At 64.3% G+C, this 12,439-nt stretch carries 14 protein-coding genes and 3 tRNA genes; 10 read left to right on the top strand and 7 right to left on the bottom strand.

The window, feature by feature from the left end; translation table 11 throughout:
- The 4 genes from ACZ42Y_RS05635 to ACZ42Y_RS05650 form a co-directional block, all read right to left on the bottom strand.
- Window positions 1-339, bottom strand: a complete 339-nt coding sequence (locus ACZ42Y_RS05635; protein ID WP_236698145.1) for a 4Fe-4S dicluster domain-containing protein — start codon at window positions 337-339, stop codon at window positions 1-3.
- Between the two features lie 2 nt (window positions 340-341).
- Window positions 342-1,757: an FAD-binding oxidoreductase gene (locus ACZ42Y_RS05640; RefSeq protein WP_464735250.1), complete on the bottom strand. Its 1,416-nt coding sequence runs from the start codon at window positions 1,755-1,757 to the stop codon at window positions 342-344.
- Window positions 1,758-1,989: 232 nt separating this feature from the next.
- Window positions 1,990-2,065, bottom strand: a tRNA-Asn gene (locus ACZ42Y_RS05645).
- A gap of 183 nt (window positions 2,066-2,248) precedes the next feature.
- A tRNA-Ile gene (locus tag ACZ42Y_RS05650) sits at window positions 2,249-2,325 on the bottom strand.
- Between the two features lie 284 nt (window positions 2,326-2,609).
- On the opposite strand from ACZ42Y_RS05650, the gene ACZ42Y_RS05655 reads away from it, so the two are divergent.
- The 7 genes from ACZ42Y_RS05655 to ACZ42Y_RS05685 all read left to right on the top strand — a co-directional run bounded on the left by ACZ42Y_RS05655 (window position 2,610) and on the right by ACZ42Y_RS05685 (window position 6,689).
- A complete protein-coding gene (locus tag ACZ42Y_RS05655; protein ID WP_058370641.1) occupies window positions 2,610-2,798 on the top strand; it encodes a chromatin protein Cren7 in 189 nt (62 codons plus the stop codon).
- Window positions 2,799-2,989: 191 nt separating this feature from the next.
- The gene (locus ACZ42Y_RS05660; protein ID WP_058370890.1) at window positions 2,990-3,481 is read left to right on the top strand and encodes a hypothetical protein; all 492 of its coding nucleotides are present in this window, start codon (window positions 2,990-2,992) and stop codon (window positions 3,479-3,481) included.
- Window positions 3,482-3,586: 105 nt separating this feature from the next.
- Window positions 3,587-3,722 (top strand) — tRNA-Trp (locus tag ACZ42Y_RS05665).
- 198 nt (window positions 3,723-3,920) lie between these two features.
- Window positions 3,921-5,132: an adenosylhomocysteinase gene (ahcY, locus tag ACZ42Y_RS05670; protein ID WP_464735788.1), complete on the top strand. Its 1,212-nt coding sequence runs from the start codon at window positions 3,921-3,923 to the stop codon at window positions 5,130-5,132.
- Window positions 5,133-5,165: 33 nt separating this feature from the next.
- A complete protein-coding gene (locus ACZ42Y_RS05675; protein ID WP_464735251.1) occupies window positions 5,166-5,768 on the top strand; it encodes a MarC family protein in 603 nt (200 codons plus the stop codon).
- A 92-nt stretch (window positions 5,769-5,860) separates the two neighbouring features.
- A complete protein-coding gene (locus tag ACZ42Y_RS05680; protein ID WP_464735252.1) occupies window positions 5,861-6,442 on the top strand; it encodes an aldo/keto reductase in 582 nt (193 codons plus the stop codon).
- Window position 6,443: 1 nt separating this feature from the next.
- Complete coding sequence (locus tag ACZ42Y_RS05685) at window positions 6,444-6,689, top strand: aldo/keto reductase (protein WP_464735253.1); 246 nt, start codon at window positions 6,444-6,446, stop codon at window positions 6,687-6,689.
- Window positions 6,690-6,737: 48 nt separating this feature from the next.
- Here the strand turns inward: ACZ42Y_RS05685 and ACZ42Y_RS05690 are convergent, their stop codons facing one another.
- The gene (locus ACZ42Y_RS05690; protein ID WP_058370887.1) at window positions 6,738-7,568 is read right to left on the bottom strand and encodes a Snf7 family protein; all 831 of its coding nucleotides are present in this window, start codon (window positions 7,566-7,568) and stop codon (window positions 6,738-6,740) included.
- 404 nt (window positions 7,569-7,972) lie between these two features.
- A complete protein-coding gene (locus tag ACZ42Y_RS05695; protein WP_058370886.1) occupies window positions 7,973-8,695 on the bottom strand; it encodes a CdvA-like protein in 723 nt (240 codons plus the stop codon).
- A gap of 107 nt (window positions 8,696-8,802) precedes the next feature.
- On the opposite strand from ACZ42Y_RS05695, the gene ACZ42Y_RS05700 reads away from it, so the two are divergent.
- The 3 genes from ACZ42Y_RS05700 to ACZ42Y_RS05710 all read left to right on the top strand — a co-directional run bounded on the left by ACZ42Y_RS05700 (window position 8,803) and on the right by ACZ42Y_RS05710 (window position 11,788).
- Entirely contained in the window at window positions 8,803-9,747 is a 945-nt protein-coding gene (locus ACZ42Y_RS05700; protein WP_464735254.1) for a hypothetical protein, read from the top strand.
- Window positions 9,748-9,855: 108 nt separating this feature from the next.
- Window positions 9,856-10,731: an inositol monophosphatase family protein gene (locus tag ACZ42Y_RS05705; protein WP_464735255.1), complete on the top strand. Its 876-nt coding sequence runs from the start codon at window positions 9,856-9,858 to the stop codon at window positions 10,729-10,731.
- Window positions 10,732-10,750: 19 nt separating this feature from the next.
- The gene (locus tag ACZ42Y_RS05710; protein ID WP_464735256.1) at window positions 10,751-11,788 is read left to right on the top strand and encodes a thiamine-phosphate kinase; all 1,038 of its coding nucleotides are present in this window, start codon (window positions 10,751-10,753) and stop codon (window positions 11,786-11,788) included.
- A gap of 163 nt (window positions 11,789-11,951) precedes the next feature.
- On the opposite strand, the gene ACZ42Y_RS05715 is transcribed toward ACZ42Y_RS05710, so the two are convergent.
- Window positions 11,952-12,308 carry a hypothetical protein gene (locus tag ACZ42Y_RS05715; protein WP_058370881.1) on the bottom strand — a complete coding sequence of 119 codons (357 nt, stop codon included), beginning with the start codon at window positions 12,306-12,308 and terminating at the stop codon, window positions 11,952-11,954.
- Window positions 12,309-12,439 lie beyond the last annotated feature (131 nt).

The following is a 12,439-nucleotide window of genomic DNA, read 5'->3' on the forward strand; positions in this document are numbered from 1 at the left end:
TCACCCCCTAACCCGTATCTCCACCTGCCGCTCGCCCTCCAGCCCTCCAGAGCTGTAGAGGACACGTACAACACGCATTATATCAGCCACATCTATGGAGACGGGGCACCTCAGGGTACAGGCCCTGCAGAGGAGGCAGGAGTAGATAGAGGCAAGGGCCTCCCCAGAAGCCCTCCCTCCGGCCAAGAGCCGCGCCGCCACAGCCAGGCGGCCACGGGGCCCGTAGCCCCGGTGAGGGCCGTGGCTGAGGGTCGGGCACACCGCCTCGCAGAAGCCGCAGTAGAGGCACATCTCGGCCTCCTGCCGCGCGGCCTCGCGCAGCTTCTCCAGGTCCGGCACACCTACACCACCTTGCCAGGGTTCAGTATCCCCTTCGGATCAAAGACCCGCTTAATCGCCTTCATGATCTCCAGCGCTTTCAGGGAGCCTAGGGCCTCCAGCTCCATCCTGAGCCCCTCCTTCTTCAGCACACCTATCCCGTGCTCAGCGCTGACAGTGCCGCCCAGCTCCACAGCGAGCCTCATGACATCGTGGAACCAGGTCCAAACTCTCCTCCTAGCCTCAGGGTCCCCGGGGTCAAAGCCCACGGCAGGGTGAAGGTTGCCGTCACCTATATGACCGCCGAGCATCATGGGGAGCCTGTACTTCTCCTCCAGCTCCAGGAGCCTCTCCACAGCCTCTGCAAGCCTCGAGGGCGGCACAGCTATATCCTCCACATAGACCTGCACCCTCTCGGAGCCGAGAAGCCTCCTAGACAGCTCAACCTGCGCGGGGAAGAGGCTCCTACGGAGCTGGAAGAGCCCCTTCTTCTCAGCCTCCTCCAGGCTCCTAGCCGTATAGACTAGGCCCGCTCCATTACCCCTGGCCACCCTCTCCAGCCATGCTAGAACCCGGCTGGCAGCCTCGCGGTTAACGTCAACACTCACCAGGAGCATGTGGCCTCTCAGCTTGCCGTGCCAGCCTAGGAAGCCGGCTGCCTGCTCCACGGTGCGCCGCTCCATGAACTCCATTATTAGAGGCTGCACGCCCTCCGACCTTATCTCGACCACGGTATCCAGTAGCCCCTGGAGATCATCGAAGAAGGCGAGCAGTGTGACAGCGGCCTCAGGGAGCGGAGCTATGCGCAGCGTCGCCTCGGTGACTACGGCAAGCGTGCCCTCACTGCCCACAATAAGCCTAACCAGGTCGTAGCCCTGCCGGCACTTCACAGTCCTACAGCCAATCCGCATAACCGTACCCTCCTCGTCGGGAAGCACCACCTCGAGCCCGAGTACCCAGTCCCTCATTGTACCATACTTGGCTCCCCGTAGCCCTCCAGCACCCGTGTTGACGGCACCGCCGACAGTGGCCACGGAGGAGCTGGCAGGGTCGACGGGGAACATGTACCCATACCTAGCGAGCTCTATATTGAGATCATCTATCCGGACCCCGGGCTCCGCCACGGCAACACCATCAACAACGTTCACCTCCTTTATGCGCCTCATACGCTCAAGGCTGAGCACCACACCGCCGGAGGGCAGCGCGGAGCCCGAGAGGCTGGACGCGGACCCCTGCGGGTACACGGGGATCCCGTAACGGTAGGCGAAAGCCAGCAGCTTCGACACGTCCGCGGCGCTCTCCGCGAATACAAGAGCCTCCGGGAGCGTGTCCGCGTTGAGCCCCGTAGCCTCTCTAGAGTAAAGCTCTATTATAATGGGGTCGGTGACCACCTTGTCGCTGCCCAGTATCTCCCTCAGCCTATCCCCTAGCCGGCTCAACGCTCTACTGCCCCGCAGAGGCTGACCCGGGAGAACCCTGCGCCACAGCAGCCGGTAAACCGGTAGCACACAAGCAAACCATAAATGCCTTTAAATAACTTTTTCAGTAAGAAGAATCGTTGAGGGAGCCCGCCTCCAGGCACAAACCATCGCGGCGGGGCGGCACCCCCCGGGGGGTAGGAAGAACGGGGCATGCGCCCGGGGGCCTCTAGTAGAGGGATAACAGGATGCGTGGCGCCGCCGGGTGGATTCGAACCACCGACCACCGGGTTAACAGCCCGGCGCTCTACCCGCTGAGCTACGGCGGCATCCCTGCCCGGCGGCCGTTACGACAGCCACCCCGGCTGGAGGTTTTATCAACTTTACGCGGTTTATCCGCTATAGCGCCGGCGCCGAGCAGATGCTTGCCGGCGCGGCTTGACACGTGTACTGGGAGGAGACCGGTCTAAGGGAGGGATGCAGCAGCGCCCATAGGCAGGAGCCGGAGAAGGTGGTGGGCCCGGGGGGATTCGAACCCCCGACCACCCGGTTATGAGCCGGGCGCTCTGCCGGGCTGAGCTACGGGCCCAGACTCCATGGTTAGGAATCCGGGCTGCTCGCGGGATTTATCAAGTTATCGCTCGGCGGCTCCCCCGACACCCAGCGTATTACCAGGCCATGTGCTCTAGGCCGGCCCCGCTCATGTATCATAGCCTCTCTGATTGCGTCTTGGGCATACACGGGCTTGCCGCGGCAAGGCAGGGCGAGAACCTTTGCATGTAGATCGGCGTGTACTCTGAATGGATACATTCAACTGTATGCAAGTCCCGCCACTACTACCGGAGTAAGGGGAGTTAGTGGGGGTGTTTGTGCTTGGCGTGTGAGAAGGCTGTGAGGGTTCGTGACCCCACGACCGGCAAGGAGGCGGAGCTGGTGCCGATCAAGGTGTGGCAGCTAGCCCCCAGGGGGAGGAAGGGAGTAAAGATAGGCCTATTCAAGAGCCCCGAGACAGGCAAGTACTTCCGCGCCAAGGTCCCAGACGACTACCCGATATGCAGCTAGCACCAAGGCAGCGCTGGGGGTGCGGGCTGTCTAGCTTAACCTTCTAGTTTTTATCTAGCTTTTCTCTAGTTTTCTCTGGAGCCCGGGGGCCGGCCCTCCAGCTCTCCTCTCGTGTGCTATGATAATAAAGGGGCCGACGGGGGCTCTCTCCCGGGTGTGGGCTCCCGCCTCCTTGGGGTGGCAGGGGCTCCATGGGTCTAGAGTGGCTCCTGCCTATCCTCTTCCTAGCCTACACGAGGCAGGGGCTTGACAGGCGCACCCTCGCCGGGCTGCTTGGCGTGCCGGGCTCCACGGTCCGGAGACTGCTCTGGGCTGCAGCGCGCCGAGGCCTCGTGACGGTTAACGGGTCCTCTATAGAGGTTACCGAGCGCGGCGCCGGCCTGGTAGGCCGGGTATACTATGCTGCAAGGGCTCCTAACAAGTTCGTGCTATTGACGCCCGGGCGCCTGGTCTTGGTCGCCGTGAGGCCTAGGAGGGGCCTCCGGGGCTATACGGTGCCGCTGAGCCTTGCCTGCTGGGTCTACAGGGCGGTGCTGGAGGGAGCTGCAGCCCCTAGGGAGGCTGCCGCGAGGCTGGGCATCCATCCCAAGACCGCGTCGCTAGCCATGAGGGCGCTCCGCGTCCTAGGCTGCCCCGGCGCGGGCTGCGTGCTGGCCGAGGCCTGCAGAGACGGTAAGGAATAAACCCCTCCAGCTGCCCCCTAGCCTCGTGGGTTGAACCCCCGGCTGACCCGCGCTCCACCGAGGCGCGGGGATGAGCGTCATGGTGGGCCCTGAGACTGCCTGGATGGGCCCGTAGCTCAGCCAGGCAGAGCGCCGGGCTCCAGACCCCTTAGCTCCGGTCCACAGGCGCCGGGTCTGTCGAGCCCACGGATGAGAGGGAGAGACCCGGAGGTCGGGGGTTCAAATCCCCCCGGGCCCACCATGCCCCAGCAACCCCAACACTGGTCCTAGGCCCCTGCAGCCTCTGGCGGCCCTCCACCTCCACGGAGTCAGCCTCTCAAGCTTCTGGACGGCTATAGCCCGTGGAGGCATCATTCTTTAGCCTGGGGTCCCCCTCGGCCCTAGTGGGCTGGGTGGGTTGGCGAGCAAGATCCGGGACCCCTGGCTAGCGGACAAGGGCATGCTCCAGATAGAATGGGCAGAGATGCACATGCCTGTAGTGGCGAGGTTTATCAGGGAGAGGTTTGAGCGGGAGAAGCCGTTGAAGGATGTGCGTGTCGGCGCCACGCTCCACGTAACCAAGGAGACTGCGGCGCTGGTCCGCACTCTCGTCGCAGGGGGCGCGGAGGTCCGGCTCGCCGCGAGCAACCCCCTAAGCACCCAGGACGAGGTTGCGGCGGCGCTGGCGAGGCATGATGGCGTGGAGGTCTGCGCCTGGCGGGGCATGAGCGAAGACGAGTACTTCTCCTGCATCCGCTGGGTGGCGGAGTGGGAGCCCAACATAGTTATAGATGATGGAGGCGATCTTCACGCCACCCTTCACAAGGAGTACCCCGACGTGGCCGGCAGGGTGTGGGGCGGCACGGAGGAGACAACGACCGGGGTGATAAGGCTCCGCGCCATGGAGAAGGAGGGTGTCCTCCGCTACCCGGCTATAGCGGTTAACGACGCAAAGACCAAGACGATGTTCGACAACCGCTACGGCACGGGCCAGAGCACCATAGATGGGATACTACGGGCCACCAACATCCTCCTGGCGGGCAAGATAGTGGTTGTTGCAGGCTACGGCTGGGTTGGCCGCGGTATAGCGAACCGCGCTAGGGGTATGGGCGCCCGCGTCATAGTAACCGAGGTCGACCCTATAAAGGCCCTCGAGGCCGTTATGGACGGGTTCGACGTAATGCCGATGATGGAGGCGGCTCGCCGCGGAGACGTCTTCATAACAGCCACGGGGAACAAGAAGGTTATACGCAGGGAGCACATAGAGGTCATGAAGGATGGTGCCATACTGGCAAACGCGGGCCACTTCAACGTGGAGATATGGGTCCCCGACCTGGAGGAGATGGCTGTATCCAAGCGCGTGATAAGGCCTAATGTCACTGAGTACAGGCTCCCCGACGGCCGCAGGATATACCTCCTAGCCGAGGGCCGCCTAGTGAACCTTGTAGCAGCGGAGGGCCACCCCAGCGAGGTCATGGACATGAGCTTCGCCAACCAGGCTCTCTCCGTAGAGTATCTTGTGAAGAACCGCGGCAAGCTGGAGCCGAGGCTCTATATGGTGCCAAGGGAAGTAGACGAGGAGGTGGCACGGCTCAAGCTAAGAGCCCTGGGGATAGAGATTGATAGGTTGACGGAGGAGCAGAAGGAGTACCTCTCCAGCTGGCAGCTCTAGCCTAGCCCCCCGGGGGAGGGTGTAGCCACCCTCATGACCGGCGTGGGGGCGCTGGGCGAGTTCGTCACCTACTACGCCACCCTCGTCTTTATAATGAACCCCTTCGGCGCCGCGCCCATATTCCTCGACATAGCTGGCAAGCTCCACCCCTGGGAGAGGAGGAGGCTTGCAAACCTAGTAGCAGCCGCCACGGCCATCCTGCTGCTCCTCGTAGCCCTGACAGGGGACCTCCTGCTCAGACTCTACATGATAAACCTTGATGAGTTCAGGCTGGCAGGCGGGATCGTCCTAATAGCCATAGCTCTCCATAGGCTTGAGGGCGAGTCCAGGACCATGGCTCCCGACCCCAGGGATGCGGCCCTCGTGCCCCTGGCCATGCCCCTGCTGGTCGGCCCAGCAACCATGACCTATGTCATAGTATTCTCCAGCCAGGGTGGCGGAGCAGCACTGTTCGCAGCCATACTGGCTGCCGTGGGCACGGTGTGGGCTATCCTCGTCGCCTCAGAGGCAATGCTCCGCGTCCTAGGCTGGAGCACCATGAGGATCCTCACCAGGATAACATCACTATTCGTGGCAGGCGTGGGGGCGGCTATGGTTCACACAGCCCTGCTCCACTGGGGGATAGCAGTAAAATAGCCCAACCAGCGCGTCTATGTCCACCACTCATTTCCCGCGGCAGGGGTAATAATGAGCCCCGGCGCCCCAGGCCCCGGGCGAGGCTGAGGACTATGCCCCTCTTCCCGGTGGATAACGGCGATAGGAAGCCTATAGGCGGCGACACGGTCTCAGCCATAGGGCTTGGCACCTGGGCTATACGCAACCCTCGCAGAGCCTTCGAGGCCCTTGTAGAGGCCATTGAGACGGGGCTGGTGGATAACATAGACACAGCCGAGATGTACGGGGAGGGCACTGCCGAGGAGCTTGTCGGAGAGGTCCTTAGGAAGGTTGGCAGGGAGAGAGTGTTCGTAACCACTAAGGTGCTGCCCTGGAGGCTCCGCAGCTTCGAGGAGCTTGAGAAGGCCATAAGGGCTAGCCTCCGGAGGCTCGGCGTCGAGACCGTGGATCTGATCCTCATCCACTGGCCTCTCGAGGGTATGCCGGTCTCGGAGCAGGTTAGGAGGCTGGAGAAGATCGCTATAGGGAAGGGCTACGCCCGCTACATAGGGGTGAGCAACTTTGACGACCGGGAGCTCGAGGAGGCCCTCCACGCCACCGCTAGCGCGGAGATAGTTGTAGACCAGGTTCACTACAGCGTGCTTCACCGCCGCTGGGTGGAGGAGAAGCTCCTCCCCCCTAGCGCTCCGGAATAATGTGACCATACAAGCCTATACACCGCTTGAGAGAGGCAGGGTTGCAGAGCACCCAGTGGTGAGGAGGATCGCCGAGCGGGTCGGCAGGACGCCGATCCAGGTGGCGCTAAACTACTTGATATCCAGGCCGAGGGTGGTGGCTATACCCAAGACCGAGAACCGGGAGCATCTGCGCGAGATACTAGGCGCCATGGGCTGGAGGCTCACGGAGGACGCTATAGAAGAGCTAGAAAGAATCGGAGAGTAAAGCGGCGCCCCAGCAGAGGCCCCAGGGCCGGGAGAAAGGAGAGTGGTCTCAGGCAAGTGCTACTAGACCCTTCTCGGCCAGCCTATGTAGCGCCTGAAGCACCTCGCTCTTAGTCACCCCGTACCTGGCGCTGAAGTCGCGTATGTCCAGGAAGCCGTTATGCTCCATTATGTAGTCCAGCACCAGCCTCTCCAGCTCCTCGCCCCTGGGCCTCCCAACGGCCGCCCCGGCGCCGCCGGTAGGGGCCCCCAGCGCCACCAGCTGCCTCCCCGCCGTCTGAAGCCTTATCACGGGCTCCACAGGGGGCTCCGGGAACTCGCTCTTTATCCTCTCCTCAGCCTTCTTCATGGCCTCCTGGAGTACCTCGATAGCACTGCTGCTTATCACCGCCGGGTCTATGTCGCCTACAGCATCTATGCTGGTCTCCACTATCATGCTCTTGACGCTCCTGGATAGCTCCTCGAATGCTATGTTAAGGTTCGGGTATATCGCGCGCACCTGGTCCTTCACCTCCTCGAGCGCGGTGCCGAACACCATGAGGGTCTGGCCTAGCTCGCGCACATCCCTCACGGTCTTAAGCCTCTCCTTGGTCATTGTTACTAGGTTCTCAACCGCGATAACCATCTTCAGTATATTCCTCACCTGGCTTACCTCTCCCGCATATATAGCGGCCCGGCTCTTCTCGCCGCGGCGGAGTAGGGAGACCACTTTCTCAAAGAGCTCGCGGCTCCTCTGCTCGAACTTATACCGAAGCTCCGCCACATTATCCTCTATAAGCTCGAGCTTCACTATGACCTCGTCTATCCTCTCCTTTATACTGGGCTCCCGGCCGCCTCCCAGCCCCAGGGCCTGGAGTAAGCGTGAAACTAGAGCCGCCATGGTGGGTCACCCCTGCTTTACCTCTACCATCTACTCTGCTATCGCGCCCGGTCACAGTCTTCCCGTTGACTCGGTTAGCTAGCCCTTCCACCCTGCTAACACAGAGAGAGTACCAGAAGCGCGGGCCACAGCGCTGCAGAGGATATGCCGCCGCTATAGCAGGCGCTAATACCCCGGTGGTACTGGTGGAGACGCACGCTGCCTGGGAGGGGGCCGGCTGATACCAGAGAACATGGAGAAGAATAGTGAGAGAGTGATAGGGGCCAGTGAAGCTAACCGACTCTGATGAGGTATGGGGTGCCCGGGGCGGACAAGAAGCTTCGGTGTATTGTAGGCTTGGCACGGCAAAAACCCGGGAGGCACGGCTATGGGTAGGGAATGGGCAGGCTTGGGTGTCTCCGAGGCTAGCCCTCTATCACCTTCACTGGTATAGGCTGGAGGCCCTGCACCGTTGCGGGGGCTGTATTCTTCTCCTTCTCGGCCTTGGCCTCGCTCTTGGTCTTAGCCAGCTCTATAGCTCCGTTCTCGAGGGCCTCAATCCTGCCCTTCGTGTTCTTCAGGTCCTCTAGCTCCCTGGTATTGCTGTCCTTAGCGCCGCGGAGGCGCTCTATAGCGGTCTTGTAGGCCTTCTCCCCTATCTCGCCGGCCATGTAGGATACTTTGAGATTCGCTATGGCGCGGTCAAGCTTGAGGTTGTTATCCTCTATCTCGTGCATTCTCCTGTTGATAATTTCGCGCAGCTTCTTAGCCTCCTCCTTCAGCTTTGAGAGGCTGTCGTTCAGCCTCTTCCTCATCTCGTGGTAGACCACGCTCGGTATCTCATTCCTGCTGTATATGTCCTCAAGCCCCTTTAGCCTCTTGAGGGCCCTCTGGTAGCTCGCTGTAACCTTGTAGGCTATTGTCTTCCACTCGGGCCAGACTATTATCCGGCCGTCCTTGATCTCCACGGCCTCGGCGGGTATGAAGCGTACATCCCTATCCTCGGTCTCGACCACCACGTTCTGCACTAGGCCGTCCACGTCGCTCTCGAAGCTCACAAGCCTCCCGGCAACGCGGCCGTAGGGATCGTAGACTGTCTCGCCGATAAACTCCTGCACCTTGTCAACGGTGAGAGGAGGCCTAGCCATGTCCTGGGTTCACCGCTGGGTACTCTTCCAGACCCAGCCATTGACGGGTATTTAAGCCGGGGGGCTTGAGGCTGCGGGGGACCCCGCGGCCCCGGGGGGCTGCAGCAGTGCCGGTAATACGCGCAGTAATCTTCGAGCATGAAAGGCTCGGCTCCTACAGGGCGGAGGCGCGGGGCGCCGGGCTGGACTCCTGGCTCGGAGGCGGCCGCAGGGTCGAGGTGGTCCTCGAGGTCCTGAGGATCACCAGGCCCGGGCTCCTCGTCCAGGAGCCGCCTAGCCGGAGCGTGGAGCCCGTTTGGGAGCCGCTGCTGAGAATAATGCACATAGGGGTCATGCTCTGCAGGTTCCACGAGGGCCCCAGGGGAGAGCCGGCCAAGCACCGCTACTGTGTGAACCCGGCTGAGACCAGGGACGGGTACTGCAGACTCCACCGCGGCAGCTGGAAGGCCCTCTACGAGCGCTGCGCCCAGGGTATTGACAGCGCCTGCATCGAGGCCCAGAGGCTGAACCCGGGAGAGAAGTACAGCGTCTACGTCCTCGACTACGGCGGGGCCCGGGCGAAGGTGGGACTCACCCAGTCCTGGAGGCTGCTCTGGAGGATAGCAGAGCAGCCCCACGTCGCGGCGGCCATGGTCTACACCGGGGGCCTGCTCGACGCCCGGGAGACGGAGAAGAAGCTGGGACGCTCCAGGCTCGGCACCGAGGGCGCCGGGGCTAGGCTCGGGGAGAGGCTCCGGCTCGCGGTGGCCGAGATCGAGAGGAGGCTCGCAAGCTCCGGGGAGTGGGCCAGGGTGGCTGAGAGGCTCGCAAGCCTCATAGCGGGCCTCGGGCTCCAGGGCCGGTTCAGCGCCTACACCGTTCTCCCCAGGGAGCCCGGCTGGCTGGCCCGGGCGAGGAGGCTCCGAGAGCCCGGCGAGCTGCTGGGGAGGAGGCTCCGCCTCGTAGACTACTGGGCCGGCCTCCTGGCCCTCCGCGACGAGGAGACCGGGGAGCTGCTGGCCCTCGACAGGGGCCTGGTGCAGCACCGGGTGCTCCAGGGAAAAGTCGGGTAGAACGGCGGCCAGGGCCCCCGGGGGCAGGGGTATCACGTCTCCCGGGCCTCGCGACCAGCGGAACCCCGATAAGCGGGCCGGAGGGCCCCCGGGCCTCCAGGGAGTCTGGTGGAGCCTCTCCTCGCCAGCAGCCGGGAGCTGGAGGACCTCCGCAGGCTCGTGGCCCGTGTAGCCGGGGAGGCCGCAGCCTACCTCCGCGACCGCTTCGGCCTCGAAGAGCTCTTGAGCGTGGTCTCCGTCCACGAGCATGACAGCGACGAGGGAATGAGGATAGACGTTGAGAGCGAGCGCAACATCATCGAGCTGCTGAGGGCTGAGGGGCTGCAGGGCCTCTTCCTCGGCGAGGAGAGCGGCCTCGTAAAGCTGGGCGATGACCCCTACATAGTGGTGGCGGACCCGCTAGACGGGAGCAAGAACTACGCGGGCCTAGTGCCCTGGAGCGCGGTCAGCATAGCGGTAGCCCCGCTCCCCAAGGGCCGGGATCCCTGGCTCACCGACGTGGCCGCCGGCGCAGTGGCCCCAGTGTTCCCCTGGCCCGTGCTCAGCTTCGCACGGGGCCTCGGAGCCTACGAGGGCGGGGCGAGGGCGACGGTCGAGAGGGGGAGGAAGCCCCGCCTCCTCCTAGCCTATGTGGAGAAGCCCGACCAGGCGTCGGTTGTCCACGAGTACCTCCGGCTGGCCGGGGGCAGGAGGAGCGTCCGCGCCCTCGGAAGCGCGAGCCTCGAGATAGCCTGGGCTGGGCTTGGCCGCGCCGAGGCCTTCATAGACGTACGCGGCAGGCTCCGCGTGGTGGACGTGGCGGCCGCTGTCTGGCTCGCCAGGGAGGCCGGCGCCAGGGTTGCCGTGGAGAGGCGCAGCGCCTCCCTAACCAGGGTGGAGAGGGTCGGCAGCGTGGCAGTAGCATCCACGGAGGAGGCCTGGAGGAGGATAGACGCCGCCCTACGCAACTGCGGTCATCCGGGCCTCGAGGGCCTAGACCTCTAGGGCCCCGGTGCCAGCGGGCTTGCAGCGGAGCCCCAGCCTCCGGGAGCTAGGCGAGCACAGGGCGGTGGAGAGGCTTATAGAGCTGCTCTCGAAGGGCTGGCGCTGCCCAAGCCTAGGGCCCGGCGATGACGCGGCCTGCACCGGGCCCGGGCACCCCAGGCTCCTGGTCAAGATAGACGGCGGCGGCATAGAGTCGAACCTCGCGCCCTGGATGAGCCTCGGGGACCTGGGCTGGCTCCAGGTGGCGTCCGCCGCGAGCGACCTCGCAGCCAAGGCCGCCAGGCCCCTCGCCTTCGTCCTGTCACTGGGCCTGGAGCCGGAGAGGAGCATAAGGGATCTGGAGGAGATAGCAGAGGGCGCCGCCGAGGCCGCGAGAGCCCACGGGGCATGGCTCGCCGGCGGCGACCTCAACAGCTGCCGCGGCAGGGGCTGCGGCTGGGTAGACGTGGCTGCGGTGGGCCTCGCGCCCGGGGAGCCGGTGCCCCGCAGGCCTAGGCCCGGCGACCTCGTCTACGCGACCACCGGCCGCCTAGGCCTCGGGGGCCTCGTCTTCCACTCGCTTGCCGAGGGCTCTTGGAGGAGCGCGGCGGCCAGGTACCCCAGGGCCTTCAGGGTGATGGCTAGGCCGCTGGCCCGGCTAGGCTTCGTGGAGCTGGCCTCAAGGCTCCCCAGGGGCTGCATAACAGGCTCCACCGATACGAGCGACGGGCTAGCCTACAGCCTCTGGCTCCTCTCCCGCTCCGCGGGCGCGCCGCTGGAGGTGCTAGAGGCCCCTGTCGAGGAGGAGGCGCTCCGCTACGCGGAGGAGAAGGGCCTCGACCCACTCAGCCTAGCCCTCTACGGTGGCCAGGAGCTGGAGATAGTCTTCACCGTCCGCCCCCGCTGCAGCCGGCTAGCGGAAGAGGAAGCCGAGGCGCTCGGGCTCCAGGTGGCCCGGGTGGGCAGGATACTAGGGGAGACCGGCGGACCGCTCCTGCTCCATAAGGGGAGAAGCCTAGAGCCCCGGGGGTGGGACAACTTCCTGGGCTGGAGCAGCATGCAGGGCCAGAGCCGTTGAGAGCCTCCTCGGGCCGCCGGCTATACGCTAGGCCCAGCGGCAGGCGCGGCGCTCCTATAGGGCGCCTCCGGGCTCGTTACCCCGGAGGGCGATGACGACTGTAGCCTGCTCCGACGCCCCGCGCGTCCCGGGGGTGTGGGGAGCCTCGATCCCGTTGGAGCCCCTAGGCCTCGGCCTCCACTGGCCTCGTGCCGCTGGAGGAGGGGACCCTCTCCTCCAGGGCTGTGTGGAGGCGGGTGCTGCGCCTTATCTCAGCCAGGTAGCGCTCGATGCTCCTAAAGCCTATCCTCATGCTGCGCTTAGCCTCCTCCAGCACGGCTAGCAGCTCCTGAGGCCCGTTCGGCTTTATGACTATATCGTTGAGGCTGGGCCGGCCCAGGGGGCTGCCGCAGCGGGGGCAGATGCCGCCGAACTGGCTTGCGAGCTCGCTCGGGGTGGGGAGACCGTAGCTGTTCTGGCCGACCCTCACGAAGACATGGAGTATGAACCCGCACACGCGGCAGCGGTAGACCACCGGCACGGAGGGGCGCACCCGGTTAGTCGGAAGTACAGCGCCGCGCCCCCACCCAACGGGGTTAGCCCCTCGCGAGCGGGAGGGGTCTCGTAACACGCTTAACGAGACCGTGTTAACGCGATGTGGATCGTACTAGG

The organism is Pyrodictium brockii (assembly GCF_055379715.1).